This is a genomic window from Pseudomonas sp. 10S5 (assembly GCF_035019745.1).
Taxonomy (GTDB): Bacteria; Pseudomonadota; Gammaproteobacteria; order Pseudomonadales; family Pseudomonadaceae; genus Aquipseudomonas.
The window spans coordinates 223,068-239,355 of the sequence record NZ_JASJVL010000004.1 but is presented as its reverse complement, the minus strand read 5'-3'; the positions used below and the strand labels follow the sequence as shown (position 1 = coordinate 239,355).

The following is a 16,288-nucleotide window of genomic DNA, read 5'->3' as shown; positions in this document are numbered from 1 at the left end:
CGGTTGCTCATTGCATCGCCTCTTTTCAATTTTATGGGTGATTGCATGAAGCGTGACCTGCACTCTGCCATCAGAACGCGGGGATCACCCCCACAGTAAAGCCGAGCATTGGCGATCGCTCAAGTAGGGTTATCCAAACATATATCGCTCATTAGTTCGTTTAGTTCTTTGCATATACTCAAACTTCACTTTTGCGCATAACTGCAAACTGTTATCTTTCCCCGGCTCCGTTTGGAGTGCGCGGCCGTGCGCGCGGATTTGCTGCAAGCAGCTGAGAACAGGACCTATATGTACGTATATGACGAGTACGATCAGCGGATCATCGAGGACCGCGTCAAGCAGTTCCGGGATCAGACCCGACGCTACCTGGCCGGAGAGCTGAGCGAAGAAGAGTTTCGCCCGCTACGCCTACAGAACGGCCTCTACGTTCAACGTTTCGCGCCGATGCTGCGGGTCGCTGTGCCTTATGGCCAGCTGACTTCGCGCCAGATGCGAATGATGGCAAAAATTGCCCGTGACTATGACAAGGGTTATGCCCACGTCAGTACCCGGCAGAACATTCAGTTCAACTGGCCAGCTCTGGAAGACGTGCCAGAAATTCTGGCTGAACTCGCGACCGTGCAAATGCACGCGATTCAGACCAGTGGCAACTGCCTGCGAAACGTCACCACCGACCAGTTCGCGGGTGTCGCCGCCGATGAACTGGTGGATCCGCGCCCTTGGTGCGAGATCATTAGGCAATGGACTACATTCCACCCCGAATTCGCTTATCTGCCGCGTAAATTCAAGATTGCCCTAAATGGCTCGCGCAGTGATCGCGTAGCGATTGAAGTGCATGACATTGGCCTTGAGCCGTTGCTTAACGCTGAAGGCGAATTGGGTTTCCGAGTTCTCGTCGGCGGCGGCCTTGGCCGTACCCCAGTGGTGGGTGCATTCATCAATGAGTTCCTGCCATGGCAAGACCTGTTGAGCTACCTCGACGCTATCTTGCGGGTGTACAACCGCTATGGTCGTCGTGATAACAAATACAAGGCGCGGATCAAGATCCTGGTCAAAGCCCTGACCCCGGAAGTTTTCGCTGAAAGAGTCGACGCCGAGATGGTCCACCTTAAGGGTGGCCAAACCACGCTGACAGAAGCTGAAGTGCAACGCGTCGCCAAACATTTTATCGACCCCGAGTACAAGGCGCTGAGTGATCAAACCGCCGAACTGGCACAGCTTGATCTTGATCACCCAGGTTTTGCACGCTGGCGCTCACGCAACATTCAGGCGCATAAAAAGCCCGGCTACGCTGCGGTGACCTTGTCACTTAAGCCTACCGGCGTCGCGCCAGGCGATATCACCGACAAACAGCTCGACGGCATTGCCGACCTGGCTGACCGTTACAGCTTCGGTGAACTGCGCACGTCCCATGAGCAAAACATCATTCTGGCGGACGTTGAGCAAAGCCAACTGTTCGCCATGTGGGGTGAGTTGCGCGAGCAAGGTTTCGCGACGCCGAACATCGGCTTGCTGACCGACATCATTTGCTGCCCGGGTGGCGATTTCTGCTCCCTGGCCAATGCCAAATCGATCCCGATTGCCGAATCCATCCAGCGCCGTTTCGACGATCTGGATTACCTGTTCGACATCGGCGAGTTGGACCTGAACATTTCAGGCTGCATGAACGCCTGTGGTCACCACCATGTCGGCCATATCGGCATCCTGGGTGTCGACAAGAAAGGCGCAGAGTTCTACCAGGTATCCCTCGGTGGCAGCAGCAACCGTGACGCGAACCTGGGCAAGATCCTCGGCCCGTCGTTCGCTCAGGAAGTCATGCCTGATGTGATCGAGAAGTTAATCGATGTCTACATTGAGAAACGCACCGAAGATGAGCGCTTCATCGACACCTTCCAGCGTATTGGCATTGACCCTTTCAAGGAGCGCGTCTATGCAGCGAATCATTAAGAACAACGAAGTCATCGACGAGACCTGGCACCTGCTGCCCAAGGACGCGACGTTGGACGAGTTGTCCAATTGCGACGACCTGATCGTGCCCTTGGCTTTATGGCTCGATCACGGTCACGCCCTAAAAGCGCGCGACGGTGGTCTTGGCGTATGGCTGGACAGCGACGAAGAAGCCGAACACATAGGTGACGACGTCAATCAGTTCCAGGTCATTGCCCTGAACTTCCCGGCGTTTACCGACGGCCGTAGCTTCTCCAACGCCCGTCTGCTGCGTGACCGTTATGGTTACAAGGGTGAGTTGAGGGCCATTGGCGACGTGCTGCGCGACCAGTTGTTCTACATGCGCCGCTGTGGTTTTGATGCCTTTGCCATTCGCCCGGATAAAGACCCGTACGAAGCCCTTGAGGGTTTGAAGGATTTCTCGGTGACTTACCAAGCGGCAACTGATGAGCCATTGCCGTTGTTTCGGCGCCGCTGATCGATCATAGCGGCACTCTATGGGATTTCAAATCCAACCGCGTCGGCGTCTGATACGACGCCTTCCCGAATAAATTCGGTCCCACAGAGTCGGCACAGGCAATGGTTACCAGAAGCGTTGCTGGGTCAATCGGCTCCACCACGTTGTCAATACACGATCCACTGAAGCACTGGCCGCCAGCCCTACCCGTTCTTGAAGACTCTTACGCTCGGAATAATGAAGATGAAACACGTCAGCGATTTTGGCGCGCTCTGACAGGTACTCATCGCTGGTCTTCAGTTCGTCCACCAATTGTTTCTCAATAGCAGCCATCCCGAGCCAGACTTCTCCCGTTGCCACATCATCAATGGCCAACTGCGGGCGGTAGCGGGCAACAAAGTTCTTGAACAGCTCGTGAGTGATGTCCAGCTCTTCTTGAAACTTCTCACGGCCCTTCTCGGTGTTTTCGCCAAACACTGTCAGCGTGCGCTTATATTCACCGGCGGTCAGCACTTCGAAGTCGATATCGTGCTTCTTCAACAGACGATTGACGTTAGGCAACTGCGCGACAACACCAATCGATCCAAGGATGGCAAAGGGCGCGCTGATGATCTTGTCGCCAATGCACGCCATCATGTAACCGCCACTGGCCGCCACTTTATCAATGCAAATCGTCAGCGGAATCCCCGCCTGACGAATACGCGCCAACTGCGACGACGCCAAGCCGTAGCTGTGGACCATGCCGCCGCCACTTTCCAAGCGCAGTACCACTTCATCCTTAGGGGTGGCTAGGGTCAGCAGTGCGGTGATTTCATGGCGCATACTTTCAGTAGCGGAGGCCTTGATGTCTCCGTCGAAGTCCAGCACGTATACCCGTGGTTTCGGTTCAACGACCTTCTTCTGCTTCTTCAGGCCCTTGGCCTGCTCCTTGCGCAAAACCTTGAGCCGGTCCTTGTCTAGAAGCGACTGCTCGAGCCGCTCGCGCAAGGCTTTATAGAAGTCATTGAGCTTACTGACCTGCAACTGACCAGCCGATTTACGACGGCCTTTGCTCCGCACTGAGGCGAATGCCGCCAACACGATCAAAATGGCGACCACCAAGGTCACCGTCTTCGCTAAAAAGCTCGCGTATTCAGCTAGAAAATCCACAGTTTCTCCTCAAGAACGTTGCGCCCCTTAAAATCAGAGGCTACCAATTGTCCAAGCATACCGGCGCGCTTCGCAGACGACCAGTCTCTGAGGGGGCAAACAGCGGCTCGTGAATCTCATTCAAACAAGCGTATGTTTTTTTATTGACAGTCTTTGAGCATCCTCCTAACCTCGCCAAACCTCAGCGCACCGGGAAGACGCGGACGTGGGCAGCATCTATCTTATTCGACATGGCCAGGCCTCCTTTGGTGCGGACGACTACGACGTTCTTTCGTCCACCGGTATTCACCAGGCAGAAATCCTCGGCGCGCATCTGGCTCAGCTTGGCGTGCGCTTTGACCGTTGTCTGTCCGGAGACTTGCGTCGACAGCAACACACAGCTCAAACAGCCGTGGCGCAAATGGCTGCGGCTGGGCAAAACCCGCCAACGCTGGAGATTGATTCGGCCTTTAATGAGTTCGATGCCGATGCGGTGATACGCGCCTTGTTACCGGCCATGTTGCCTGATGAACCGGAAGCCCTGCACGTGTTGCGAAACGCTGCGCAAAACCGCGCAGAATTCCAACGTTTATTTGCCTTGATCATGGGTCGCTGGCACAGCGGCAACTACGACACGCCAGGACTGCAGAGCTGGCTCGGTTTCGCTGAGCAGGCTCGGTCGGGTCTGAACCGGGTCCTGGACAACGCGGGTAACAAAGACAGCATTGCGATTTTCACTTCAGGCGGCACTATTACCGCCCTGCTCCACTTGATCACCCAAATCCCTGTCCATCAGGCCTTTGAACTCAATTGGCAAATCGTCAACACCTCGCTCAACCAGCTTAAGTTTCGTGGTCGTGAGGTCGCTCTGGCGTCGTTCAACAGCCACACGCATTTGCAGTTGTTGAAGAACCCGGAGCTCATCACCTACCGCTAACCCAGCGCAATCAAAAGCTTGAGTTCGCTGGGCCCAAACCCCAAGTTTCGCCAGACCCACAAAAAAGGATAAACACAATGACCTCCGTAGCCGACGCCGTTCAAGCAATGAAAGCCAAGTTCAACCAAAGTGCCGCTGCGGGCCTGGACCTGGTTTTTGGCTTTCGTATCGACGAAGACAAGAATTTCTCATTGGTTGTCAAAGACGGCACCTGCGAACTGAAAGAAGGCGTAAACCCTGACGCGCAAGTGACCTTGGTCATGGACGGCGAAACGTTAGACGGCATCGTCAGTGGCGAAACCGACGGCATGCAGGCGTTCATGGGCGGTAAGCTGCGCGCTGAAGGCGACATGATGTTGGCGATGAAGCTCAGCGAATTGTTCCCTTCGTAAGGGTTCTTTTCGGAAAAACCGAAGCTTGCGGGCTTCGGTTTTTTTTCGCCTGATAGATGTCGCTTCTCGGTAATCAAAGCCAATGATTTGCCTGCAACACGCTGGCCTATAAGGCCGTTTTAGCCTTGTGAGCAAATGGACGGCGCATTAGATTAGTCAATAATCTCTGCCCCTAATAATAAGCAGAAGGGATAAGCATGGCGCTCACTGATCAGTCCACCAAGATTCGCGTTGGCGAAGAACTCGACGCCAGCCTCATCGACCCTTACCTCAAAGCCCATATCCCCGGCTTGAGTGGTTCGCCTGAAATCAGCCAGTTTCCCGGTGGCGCTTCAAACCTGACCTACCTGATTCGCTACCCGGAACAGGAATTCGTGCTGCGCCGCCCGCCCTTTGGCAGCAAGGCGAAATCAGCCCACGACATGGGTCGCGAATACCGCATCCTGAATCAGCTTAGTGATGGCTTTCCGTATTGCCCCAAGGCTTATGCCCACTGCACCGACGAGACGCTGATTGGTTCGGAGTTCTATGTCATGGAGCGGGTCAAGGGCATCATTCTTCGCTCCGAGCTGCCGCCGGAATTGAATTTCGATACCCAGCAAACCACTGCGCTGTGCAAAAACTTCATCGATAAATTGGTCGAATTGCATCAGGTCGATTACGCCGCATGCGGGCTGGCGGATCTTGGCAAGCCGCAGGGTTATGTCGAGCGGCAAATCAGCGGTTGGAGTGATCGCTATGAGAAAGCGCGGACCCCCGATGCGCCGAGCTGGGAAAGCGTCAGAAGCTGGCTCAAGGAAAAAATGCCGGCCAATAGCCCAGTCTCCAGCATCGTCCACAACGACTATCGCTTCGATAACGTGATTCTAGATCCGGACCAGCCGATGCAGATCATCGGCGTACTGGATTGGGAACTGACCACCATCGGTGATCCGCTTATGGACTTGGGCAATACCCTCGCCTATTGGATCGAAGCCAATGACCCTGCGCCCGTGCAGTTAATGCGCCGTCAGCCGAGCCACGCGCCGGGGATGTTGACCCGACGGGAGTTTGTCGATTATTACGCCGAGCGATCAGGCATCCAGATCGATAATTTCGACTTCTACTACACCTATGGCCTGTTTCGTCTGGCGGGCATTGTGCAGCAGATTTACTACCGCTTTTTTCATGGGCAGACCCAAGACAAACGCTTCGCCCAGTTCATTCATATGAACACGCTGTTGGAGCACATGAGCCTGCAAGTCATCGATAAATCCAGCCTTTGATAGCGATACAATAAGGAAGAAAACATGTCCAAGACCCACTTGTTCGACCTCGATGGCAAGATCGCTTTCGTTTCCGGTGCCAGCCGTGGCATTGGTGAAGCCATCGCCAAACTATTGGCCCAGCAAGGTGCCCACGTGATCGTCTCCAGCCGCAAAATCGACGGTTGCCAGCACGTGGCCGACGCGATTATTGCAGACGGCGGCAAGGCGACGGCGATTGCCTGCCACATTGGCGAGATGGAACAGATCCAGAGCGTGTTTGCGCAGATCCGTGAACAGTTCGGGCGCTTGGACATTTTGGTCAACAACGCTGCCACCAACCCGCAATTCTGCAACGTCTTGGACACCGACCTTAGCGCCTTCCAGAAAACCGTGGACGTGAACATTCGCGGCTACTTTTTCATGTCAGTGGAAGCCGGCAAATTGATGCGAGAAAACGGTGGTGGCAGCATCATCAACGTGGCCTCCATCAATGGTATTTCTCCCGGCGTGTTCCAAGGCATCTATTCGGTGACCAAGGCCGCAGTGATCAACATGACCAAGGTGTTCGCAAAAGAATGCGCGGCCTTCGGTATCCGTTGCAACGCACTGCTGCCGGGACTGACCGACACCAAGTTTGCATCGGCGCTGGTAAAAAACGACGCCATCCTCAACATGGCCTTGGCCCAGATCCCACTCAAGCGTGTCGCGGCTCCCAGTGAGATGGCGGGCGCAGTGCTTTACCTGGCCAGCGATGCGTCCAGCTACACCACCGGCGTTTCACTGAACGTGGACGGTGGTTTCCTTTCCTGAGGTGCTCGTCAGAGCGGAAAAACAGCCTTCGGGCTGTTTTTTTTGAGCCAGATAACGAATATATATTCCATATTTAGTTATTAAAGAATATATTTTCCGCATAATAACTCAGAGGCCATCGCCATGCGTCAGCTTTCTCAACCTCCAATAGCGCTGCCGGTGTTGGGTATCGGATTGATTGGTACCGGGTTTATGGGGCGCGCCCATGCCATGGCTTTCCGTAACGTTAGCGCCGCATTCTCGCTGCCCGTTAAAATTCGCTTGGCGGCACTGGCTGATGCCGATGCCGTACGTGCCGGACAGTGCGCCGATGATTGGGGCTTCTACCAAGCGCACAATGACTGGCAACAGCTTATCAATGACCCTGACGTACACCTTGTCGCGATTACCACGCCCAATCATCTGCACTACCCCATGGCGATGGCAGCGCTTGAGGCGGGTAAAACGGTGTACTGCGAAAAGCCACTGGCGATCAGCCTCACCCAAGCTGACGACATGCGCCGTGCAGCCAAGAAAGCTGGGGTTGTCACGCGGGTCGGTTACAACTACCAACACAATCCTATTATTGGCTTGGCCCGGCAGATGATTGAGAGTGGCGAGCTGGGGGACATCATCAGCTTCCAGGGCGAGTTTAGCGAAGACTTCATGGGCGATTCGGTAAACCCCTGGTCTTGGCGTTGTGAAGCAGCTCACGCAGGCGGTGCACTGGCCGACTTGGGCAGTCATCTGCTCGCATTGGCTCGCCATTTGTTGGGCGATATCGACGCGGTGTGCGCCGACGCGCAGACCGTTCATACCCAGCGCCCGGCGGCTAGCGGTAGCCAAGAAAAACGTCTCATTGCGGTAGATGATCAAACTCACGCGTTGCTGCGCTTTGCCAACGGTGCACGTGGTACGTTCAGCAGCAGTTGGCTCAAGCATGGCTACAAAAACCATTTGGCGTTCGAAATCAGCGGCACCCGCGGCACCCTCGCGTTCGATCAGGAGCGACTTAATGAATTGCAAGTATGTCGCTCAGGCAGTGACGGATTTCAACGGGTGCTTGCCGGACCTTCGCTACCTGGCTACGCCGCGTTTTCTCCCGCGCCTGGGCATCAACTGGGTTACAACGAACTTAAAACTCTCGAAGTACATGCACTGATACAAGCGGTTTGCAATGGAGGCACTGAAGGCCCGGACTTTGAAGAAGCCTGGCAAGTGGAGCGTTTGGCAGCGGCAATTCGATTGGCAGCGCGGGAGGAGCGTTGGGTCAGGATTGCTGAGGTGTAGGCTGATCAGGTCCGGAGAATGTGTTGCGATTCGAAATCCGGTAGCAAACCGCCTCAAAAGCATTCATCTGTAGGTTTGCCTCACCAACGCGCTTCACTCTCAGGGTAAGATGGCTGCCTTCTGGCGCAGCCATTCTGCCCAACTGCCGTATAAGCCGAACTCCCATGCCTTTTGCTCTCAGTGTTGACCTGACCACCCTCGCTGTTCTTACCGCCGTTGCATTTGTTGCAGGCTTCATTGATGCCATCGCAGGCGGTGGCGGTCTGCTGACCACGCCCGCACTGATGACCGCAGGCTTGCCACCACATTTAGTGTTAGGCACTAACAAGCTCAGCTCGACCTTTGGCTCAGCCATGGCCAGCTACACTTTTTTTCGCCGCAAACTGTTTGATCCAAAACAATGGATTCACGCGCTGGTGGGCACGGCGGTCGGGGCATTGATCGGCGCTGGCGTCGCGCATTACCTACCAGCCGAATGGATCAATCAGATGCTGCCGGTGATCGTCTTTGGCTGTGGCCTATACCTGTTGTTCGGGGGAGTTCCCAATGCGCCACTGGACAGCAACGCACCCATCAAAAAGAAATGGCAACTGCCTCAAGGCTTGGGTCTTGGCTTTTATGACGGTGTTGCTGGGCCGGGGACCGGTGCATTCTGGACCGTCAGCTCCTTGCTGCTCTATCCGCTGGACCTGGTAAAAGCCAGCGGTGTAGCGAGGAGTATGAATTTCGTCAGCAACGCCGCAGCCCTGTCAGTGTTCATGTTTTCAGGTCAGGTGGATTGGTTGATCGGCCTGTGCATGGGCTCGTCATTGATGGTCGGAGCCTTCTTCGGTGCGCGAACCGCGATTCAGGGCGGTGCAAAATTTATCCGCCCAGTGTTCATAGTTGTAGTACTCGGACTGACCGTGCGCCTAGCCTGGCAACACTGGTTCAGCTGAACCTGTGCGACGCGCAAGATATAAGTCGATCAGGTATCGCGCGATGGAGCGGTTGGCCGGCAACGGTGGCAAATCGTTAATGTGAAACCAGCGCGCATCCTCAATCTCATCGACCTGCGCGACGATGTCGCCACTGGCGTATTCGGCATGGAAGCCAAGCATCATCGAATGCGGGAACGGCCAGCATTGGCTGCCCATGTACTGGATGTTCTTGATCTTAAGTTGCACTTCTTCCATGACCTCGCGACGCACACAATCCTCGACCGACTCACCCGGCTCGGCAAACCCTGCCAGCGTGCTATAGACCCCCGTCACAAAGCGCGGTGAGCGTGCTAGCAGTATCTCATCACCCCGGGTGATCAACACGATCATGCTCGGTGAGATGCGCGGATAATGGCGCAAGTTACAGTGCTCGCAATACATTGCGCGCTCACCCTGCACCTGCTGCATGGGCAACCCGCAGCCGCCGCAAAAACGGTGTTCCCGCGCCCACGTGCTGATCTGGGCTGCATAACCGAGTTTTTTATAAACGTCTACGTCACCTTCGAGCATGAATTGACGAAGCCCAAGCCACGTGCAGCCGACAATGTCGTTGGAGCTTTTTAGCACCAGCAGGTACACCGGCTCACCGTCAAAATGACCAATACCATGTTCACTTAGCACCGCAAGATCCTGCCGCTTGAGCCATTCCCGAGGAAACATCGCGCCGTTATCATCGCGCAGGAAACCTTCTGGGCTGTGGACCACGGCCCAACCGCCACTGAGTTGGGTATCCAGGACGGCAGTTGTCCAACGTGTCATGAAAATCTCCAGGCCCTTACTATTCATCGAAGGCAACTTATCAAGGGCTATATATCAAGCTAATTATCGAAGGCTGCTTTTTGCTTACTCATGTGTGCCGCCAGCGCCACGCGCAGGTCTGCTGATTGCAGCATGGCGGCGTTCCACGTCGCGACGTACTCAAGACCGTCATCAATCCGATGGTCACGCATATAGCTAATCATCTCCTTGGTACCAGCGACAGCGATTGGTGATTTTCCGGCAATCTCCGTAGCGATGGACAGTACACCCTCAAGTAAGCTCGGCGTGTCAACGAAGGTACGGTTGACCAAGCCGATGCGGCACGCTTCTGCTGCGCCAATAATACGCCCGGTGTAGGCCAATTCGCGCAACATACCGTCGCCGATGATTCGCGGCAGTCGCTGCAAGGTGCCAACATCAGCAGCCATGCCCATGTCAATTTCCTTGATCGAGAACTGCGCGTCCTCGGCGGCGTAACGCATGTCGCAGGCCGAAATCAAATCGATAGCTCCACCGATGCAATAGCCTTGAACAGCTGCCAGCACTGGCTTACGGCAGTTATCAACGGCGGTAAACGAGGCCTGCATTTGCAGAATTTTGCGCCGCAGCATGCGCGCATTACGGCCAACGTCTTTGCCCAGTTCTGAAGCCACCGATGCCAGCAGCATCAGATCAATACCGGACGAGAAATGTTTACCTGCGCCGCTGAGTACCACCACGCGCACCTCATCCGTGTCATCGACCCATTGAAAAATTTCAATAATCTCTGCCCAAAACGCAGCGTTCATCGCATTGATTTTTTCCGGCCGATTGATTTGCACATGAGCAATGTTATCGATCAGTTCGACGTGAAACGCTTGGTAATCGGACACGGCAGTCCTCCTTGGAAACAGCAATGTGAAGTTAAACAGTGGTCTGACTATAACAAGCCTTCCCCACCCATCGTAAGGTTGCGATTACGCCATTTGCAAGACGACAGAACACACCCAGTTGAATGTATTTTTATGAAAAATCGTCCATACGCTGGAACGGCAGTGTTTGGGGGAGGTCCAGAGTTAAGCCAGCGTGTGAAAGCTTCGGATGCCATGTCATCTATTGCAACTAGCCAAGAAAGCTCAGTCCAGCTGAGCGCATCTTTTCAAAGGCGTGAGAGGGCGATTTGAATACGTTAAATGCATCAATACAGGATGACAGCGAGTGACTAGTCAGGGGCCGTTATCCGAGCGCGCGATCATTTTGGCTCCTACAGACCAGGAAAGCGATTTCGCGCTGACGCTACTTGAACAGGCAGGTTTTACTGTAACCATTGCCGCTGACCTGGCAAATTTGATTGGCGAATTAGCAGCTGGCGCCGGTGTAGCGATTATTGCAGATGAGGCGCTCTACGGAGTCAACATACACGCGCTGCTCGCACTGATGGACCAACAACCGTCTTGGTCCGACCTGCCTATTGTGCTGCTGACTCACGCTGGCGGGCCGGAGCACAATCCTTCGATCCTACTCGGTGCTCATTTGGGCAATGTCACTTTTCTTGAACGTCCTTTCTACCCAGCCACTCTAGTAAGCCTGGTGAGCACCGCATTGCGTGGTCGTCGTCGGCAATACCAAGCGCGAGCACGTATAGATGATCTTTTGGACAGTGAACAGCGTCTCCAAAATGCACTTGAGGCGGGGCGTTTGGGCTCCTGGCAATTGGACCTTAACGACCTTACATTTCACTGTTCGCAAATTAGCAAATCACATCATGGTCGAAACGAGGACGATGCCTTCACATTTGACGACTGGCTAAGCTCGGTGCTGGTCGAAGACCAGTCGACGATGCAGATGGCCCTGCACAGCAGCCTGCGATCGGGGGACGATTACATTGCGCAATACCGCAATGTCTGGCCCGACGGCTCGGTGAATTGGGTGGATGCCCGGGCCAGAGCGATTCGCCGAGAGGATGGCAAAATATACTCGTTTGTTGGCGTGACGTCGGATATCAGCGAGCGCAAACGTGCCGAGGAGCAACTGCGCCGCCTTAATGAATCCCTTGAACAGCAAGTTGAGGAGCGCACAGCACAACTTCGGCACAATGAAGAAGCCCTGCGTCAATCCCAAAAGATGGAAGCCGTGGGCCAACTTACAGGCGGTATTGCCCACGACTTCAACAATATGCTTACTGGAATCATTGGCAGCTTGGAACTTCTGCGCAGAAGACTTTCTCGTGGTCAGACCCAAGACTTGGACAGCTTGATTGACTTAGGGGTGACCTCCGCCAACCGGGCTGCGGCGTTGACACATCGCCTATTGGCCTTTTCCCGTCGGCAGTATCTTGATTCAAAGCCGGTGCACATAAATCAGTTGGTTAACTCCATGAGCGAGTTGATACACCGCAGTTCGGGCAAGACAATCTGTCTGAACATGCAGCTGGACGCACACTTATGGACCGCCGAGGTCGACCCAAACCAATTGGAAAACGCCCTGCTGAACCTTGTTTTGAATGCTCGCGATGCGATGCCTGAGGGCGGACAGCTTATCGTCAGCACCTATAATCAGCGTCTGGACGCAACCTTTACCTATGCCCATCAAAATTTGCAACCAGGGGAATATGTAGTATTAAGTGTCAGCGACACAGGCTGCGGTATGCCACAAAGTATTATCAACCGGGCATTTGATCCGTTCTTCACCACTAAGCCTATTGGCCAAGGCACTGGCTTAGGCCTTTCGATGATTTATGGGTTCAGCAAACAGTCTCGTGGCCACGTCGCTATTGAGAGCGAAGTGGGTGAAGGCACTACGGTACGCCTCTACCTGCCGCGTTTTCGTGGCGAAGATGAAAATGATGAAATCATTTACCAAAGTAATTTACCGTACGCCAAGGCCGGTGAAACCATTCTTATCGTCGAGGACGATCCCGCTGTACGAGTACTGGTGGGCGAAGTGCTCAGCGATTTAGGTTACGCCTATGTATGCGCGGGAAGTGCCGACGCGGCAATGCCCATCCTTGAGTCGGGCCAGCGTATTGATTTAATGATCAGCGATGTCGGCCTACCAGGCATGAATGGAAGACAACTGGCCAACGTGGGTCGCCAATTACGTCCTTCCTTAAAAGTTCTGTTCATCAGCGGTTACGCCGAAAGCGCCGTCGTGCGTGCCGGATTTCTTGATTCAGGAATGCAGATGATTACCAAGCCATTTGCCTTCGATCACCTAACAGCAAAGGTAAGGGAGATGATCGAAGCGTAAATGCCCGGAAATCGCTCAACTTAAATCAACAAACTTTTAATCTGGCTATGCAGCCGTTCCATAGTAAAGGGCTTGGTCAGGATCGGTGCTCGTAAAGCAATGGGGCTTCCAGACTCAGTAATCTCAGCAGGGTAACCACTGATGAATATAACTTTGAGTTCAGGTCGCAGCTTGACCGCAGGTTCGGCGATCATCACACCGGATATACCGCCCGGTAAGCGGTAATCGGTAATCATCAAGTCCAAATGAGGTTTAGTCGCCAGAATTTCGAACGCTTGCTCCCCATTTTCAGCTTGCAAAACTTTATAACCTTCCCCAGATAGGTAGTCGGCGAGCAGCATTAAAATCAGCGGCTCGTCTTCGACAATAAGTACGACATTTTCTGCATCAGAACTCATGGGTATGCCTTAAGCCTTTGGTTAGCTGCCATTACGACCCTAGAGTACGACAGAGGTTGCGTTGTCCGTCGGACAATTCTCACCGTTGATCACAGCGGTAGACTGACCCGAAACAAAGCTCCAGCGCCCTCCTCACTCTCAACAGTAATTGTGCCCGCGTGTGCGGTGACAATCTGTTCTGAGATGAACAACCCCAAACCCAAACCGGCTATAGCGTGTTTAGCCGATACGCGTTCGAATTGCTGAAAAATCCGCTTCTGATTTTCTGCACTGACCCCAATACCCTGATCCAGAACCTCTACCCTCGCTTGCCCGTCCTGGCTATAAACGCTAACGCTGATGGGTTTTCTCGCTCCGTAGCGCAATGCGTTAGTCAGCAGGTTAGCAACCACTTGCTCGATACGAAATTCATCCCATGTACCTACGACGGGTGAACCCGCCGTCAGTGACACGATGGATTCAGCAGCGGCAATTTGGGCAGAAAAATTCTCAAGCAGTTTGGTGACCAGTTGCACCAGATCAAATCGACTAGGACGAATCGATAGTTTTCCGGTACGGATACGCGATACATCAAGCATGTCTTCAATGAGCCTGATCAGGCTTTGAATCTGCCGCTCATCCCGGTCGACCATCGCCCGCAGCTTATCCAGGGTAAACGCTGCAGTGTTGTCTTTAGCCAAGTGCAACTTGCGCAGCTGGGTTTCCAGAATCAATCCGTTCAGCGGCGTACGCACCTCATGAGAAACAATCGACATGAAGTCATCGCGCATTCGTACAGCATGCTTCAACTCATTCTGCGTGGTCTGGAGTTCTGTGAGCAAAGCCTCTTGTTCCTGGCGGCTTTGTTCTAGAGCGTCGACCTGTTGTTTCATGGCTTTACGTTGCCGAAAGAGGTCAACGAATACATTGACCTTGCTTTTCACTGCGTGAATATCCAGCGGCTTGTGCAAAAAATCTACAGCTCCACTTTCGTAGCCTTTGAATGCATAGTTCAGCTCACGGCCGGCGGCGCTAACGAAGACGATCGGAATGTTTTTCGTTTTTTCGGTGCCACGCATCAGTTCTGCCAGTTCAAAACCGTTCATTCCCGGCATTTGGACATCAAGAATGGCTAACGCAAATTCATGTTGTAGCAGCAATGACAGCGCCTCATCGGCAGACAAGGCTTTATAGACCGCTCGGTCTTCGCGCTTGATCAGCGCTTCAAGGGCCAACAGGTTTTCTGGCAGATCATCAACGATCAGCAGTTTGGCTTGTACTTCACTTAGCATGCGATTCTTTCCAGCTCGACCAACAGTTGACCGATATCACTCAAACAGAGAATGCGATCCGGCACGCTCAGCGCCAGGGCGGAATTGGGCATAACGGACGCCTGCGCGGTTTTAGGGTCTTGAACCACCGTAAAACCCCCTCTTTGTTTAATCTGTGCCAGCCCGCGAGCCCCATCAGCGTTAGCCCCGGTGAGCAACATCCCGGCCAGGCGTTGTCCATACGCGTCGGCGGCTGACTCAAAAAGAATGTCGATACTGGGGCGAGAATAATGGACACGATCTTCAAGGCTCAGCGAAAAACTGAGATCACGTTCCACTGACACGTGATAACCGGGAGTGGCGAAATACAGCGTGCCGGACGCGATAAGTTCCTTATCAGCGACCTCTTTAACCTCCATCTCTAGGTGCTGTTGAAACACCGCAACCAGGCGGCTACGGCGCTCATCGGGTAGGTGTAATACCACGATGATCGGCAAACCATAACCGGGTGCCAACGCAGAAAAAATTTTTAGCAAGGCTTCAACTCCACCTGCCGATGCACCGATGACAATCGCATCAACAATGGGCAGCGGTCCGCCTGAAACCGATAGAGCGTTCTCATGGATCATCATGATTTACGGTAGATCCGTTCCTGTTTGACTAAGGCCTCGAAGCTTTTGCTATACCCCGAAAAGTCGAGCGTCTCTTTACTTCCCAGCACTAGAAACCCGCGATGACACAGCGAATCATGGAACAACCCGAACGCCCGGTCCTGCAATTTTTTATTGAAATAGATCAGTACGTTCCGACAGGAAATCAACTGAGTTTCTGAAAATACGCTGTCAGTGGCCAAGCTGTGGTCAGCAAACGTCACGTTCTCCCGCAAGGTCTTGTCGAAAATCGCGTAATCATACGCCGCCGTGTAGTAATCGGAAAACATCTGCTCGCCGCCGGCCTTTCGATAGTTCTCGGTGTACGCCCGAATATTTTCTAAAGCGAAAATGCCTTGTTTGGCCTTTTCCAACGAGCGGGGATTAATGTCAGTGGCATAGATTATGGTTCGTTCAAGCAAGCCTTCCTCACGCAGCAAAATGGCCATGGAGTAAACCTCTTCGCCAGTGCTGCAGCCCGCAATCCAGATTTTAATAGACGGATAGGTTTTTAGTAGCGGCACGACTTCCTGGCGAATGGCTAAAAAATGCGCCGGGTCGCGAAACATTTCGCTAACAGGAATCGTCAGATACTGCAGCAATTGCAGAAATGCGGTCGGATCATGCAGCACCCTTTCTTGTAACGCCGAAATGGTTTTGCAGCCGAACTGGATCAATGCATGGTTGACCCGTCGCTTGACTGAAGCACCGGAATAATCGCGAAAGTCATAGCTATATTTGAGGTAAATGGCCTCAATCAGTAGACGCAATTCAATTTCAGCATTCCGTTCATGAGGCATGGCGCAAATCCGGATACTCAAGTCTGAGAGTCAACT

Annotated in this window: 16 protein-coding genes; 9 read left to right on the top strand and 7 right to left on the bottom strand. The window is 53.6% G+C overall.

What is annotated here, in order from left to right:
* Positions 1–288 precede the first annotated feature (288 nt).
* A complete protein-coding gene (locus tag QN378_RS05955) occupies positions 289–1,947 on the top strand; it encodes a nitrite/sulfite reductase (protein ID WP_322203353.1) in 1,659 nt (552 codons plus the stop codon).
* Complete coding sequence (locus QN378_RS05950; protein WP_322164583.1) at positions 1,931–2,425, top strand: DUF934 domain-containing protein; 495 nt, start codon at positions 1,931–1,933, stop codon at positions 2,423–2,425. Before QN378_RS05955 ends, QN378_RS05950 begins: the two co-directional genes overlap by 17 nt.
* 105 nt (positions 2,426–2,530) lie before the next feature.
* On the opposite strand, the gene sohB is transcribed toward QN378_RS05950, so the two are convergent.
* Positions 2,531–3,553, bottom strand: coding sequence for a protease SohB (gene sohB / locus QN378_RS05945; protein WP_322203351.1), 1,023 nt, complete (start codon positions 3,551–3,553; stop codon positions 2,531–2,533).
* 205 nt (positions 3,554–3,758) lie between these two features.
* Here sohB and QN378_RS05940 point away from each other — a divergent pair, with 205 nt between their 5' ends.
* The 6 genes from QN378_RS05940 to QN378_RS05915 all read left to right on the top strand — a co-directional run bounded on the left by QN378_RS05940 (position 3,759) and on the right by QN378_RS05915 (position 9,125).
* Entirely contained in the window at positions 3,759–4,469 is a 711-nt protein-coding gene (locus QN378_RS05940; protein WP_323546237.1) for a histidine phosphatase family protein, read from the top strand.
* Positions 4,470–4,546: 77 nt separating this feature from the next.
* Positions 4,547–4,861: an SCP2 sterol-binding domain-containing protein gene (locus QN378_RS05935; RefSeq protein ID WP_323546240.1), complete on the top strand. Its 315-nt coding sequence runs from the start codon at positions 4,547–4,549 to the stop codon at positions 4,859–4,861.
* 197 nt (positions 4,862–5,058) lie between these two features.
* The gene (locus tag QN378_RS05930; protein ID WP_323546242.1) at positions 5,059–6,126 is read left to right on the top strand and encodes a phosphotransferase family protein; all 1,068 of its coding nucleotides are present in this window, start codon (positions 5,059–5,061) and stop codon (positions 6,124–6,126) included.
* A 24-nt stretch (positions 6,127–6,150) separates the two neighbouring features.
* A complete protein-coding gene (locus QN378_RS05925) occupies positions 6,151–6,918 on the top strand; it encodes an SDR family oxidoreductase (RefSeq protein WP_322164589.1) in 768 nt (255 codons plus the stop codon).
* Between the two features lie 123 nt (positions 6,919–7,041).
* A complete protein-coding gene (locus QN378_RS05920) occupies positions 7,042–8,187 on the top strand; it encodes a Gfo/Idh/MocA family oxidoreductase (protein WP_322203342.1) in 1,146 nt (381 codons plus the stop codon).
* A gap of 164 nt (positions 8,188–8,351) precedes the next feature.
* Positions 8,352–9,125, top strand: coding sequence for a TSUP family transporter (locus QN378_RS05915; protein ID WP_322203340.1), 774 nt, complete (start codon positions 8,352–8,354; stop codon positions 9,123–9,125).
* Here QN378_RS05915 and nudC read toward each other — a convergent pair.
* Complete coding sequence (nudC, locus tag QN378_RS05910) at positions 9,099–9,926, bottom strand: NAD(+) diphosphatase (RefSeq protein ID WP_322203338.1); 828 nt, start codon at positions 9,924–9,926, stop codon at positions 9,099–9,101. The genes QN378_RS05915 and nudC overlap by 27 nt on opposite strands.
* Positions 9,927–9,985: 59 nt before the next feature.
* On the bottom strand, positions 9,986–10,798 hold the full coding sequence (locus QN378_RS05905; protein WP_322203336.1) for a crotonase/enoyl-CoA hydratase family protein: 813 nt from the start codon (positions 10,796–10,798) through the stop codon (positions 9,986–9,988).
* 325 nt (positions 10,799–11,123) lie between these two features.
* Between QN378_RS05905 and QN378_RS05900 the strand changes: the two genes are divergently transcribed.
* A complete protein-coding gene (locus tag QN378_RS05900) occupies positions 11,124–13,154 on the top strand; it encodes a hybrid sensor histidine kinase/response regulator (protein ID WP_323546246.1) in 2,031 nt (676 codons plus the stop codon).
* 20 nt (positions 13,155–13,174) lie between these two features.
* On the opposite strand, the gene QN378_RS05895 is transcribed toward QN378_RS05900, so the two are convergent.
* From QN378_RS05895 to QN378_RS05880, 4 genes are all read right to left on the bottom strand, one after another.
* Positions 13,175–13,552 carry a response regulator gene (locus QN378_RS05895; protein WP_322203332.1) on the bottom strand — a complete coding sequence of 126 codons (378 nt, stop codon included), beginning with the start codon at positions 13,550–13,552 and terminating at the stop codon, positions 13,175–13,177.
* Between the two features lie 89 nt (positions 13,553–13,641).
* Positions 13,642–14,823 (bottom strand): hybrid sensor histidine kinase/response regulator, encoded by a 1,182-nt coding sequence (locus tag QN378_RS05890; protein ID WP_322203330.1) that lies wholly within the window; start codon positions 14,821–14,823, stop codon positions 13,642–13,644.
* The gene (locus tag QN378_RS05885) at positions 14,817–15,431 is read right to left on the bottom strand and encodes a chemotaxis protein CheB (RefSeq protein WP_322206862.1); all 615 of its coding nucleotides are present in this window, start codon (positions 15,429–15,431) and stop codon (positions 14,817–14,819) included. The genes QN378_RS05890 and QN378_RS05885 overlap by 7 nt, the downstream gene beginning before the upstream one ends.
* A complete protein-coding gene (locus tag QN378_RS05880) occupies positions 15,431–16,252 on the bottom strand; it encodes a protein-glutamate O-methyltransferase CheR (RefSeq protein WP_322203328.1) in 822 nt (273 codons plus the stop codon). The genes QN378_RS05885 and QN378_RS05880 overlap by 1 nt, the downstream gene beginning before the upstream one ends.
* Positions 16,253–16,288: the final 36 nt, after the last annotated feature.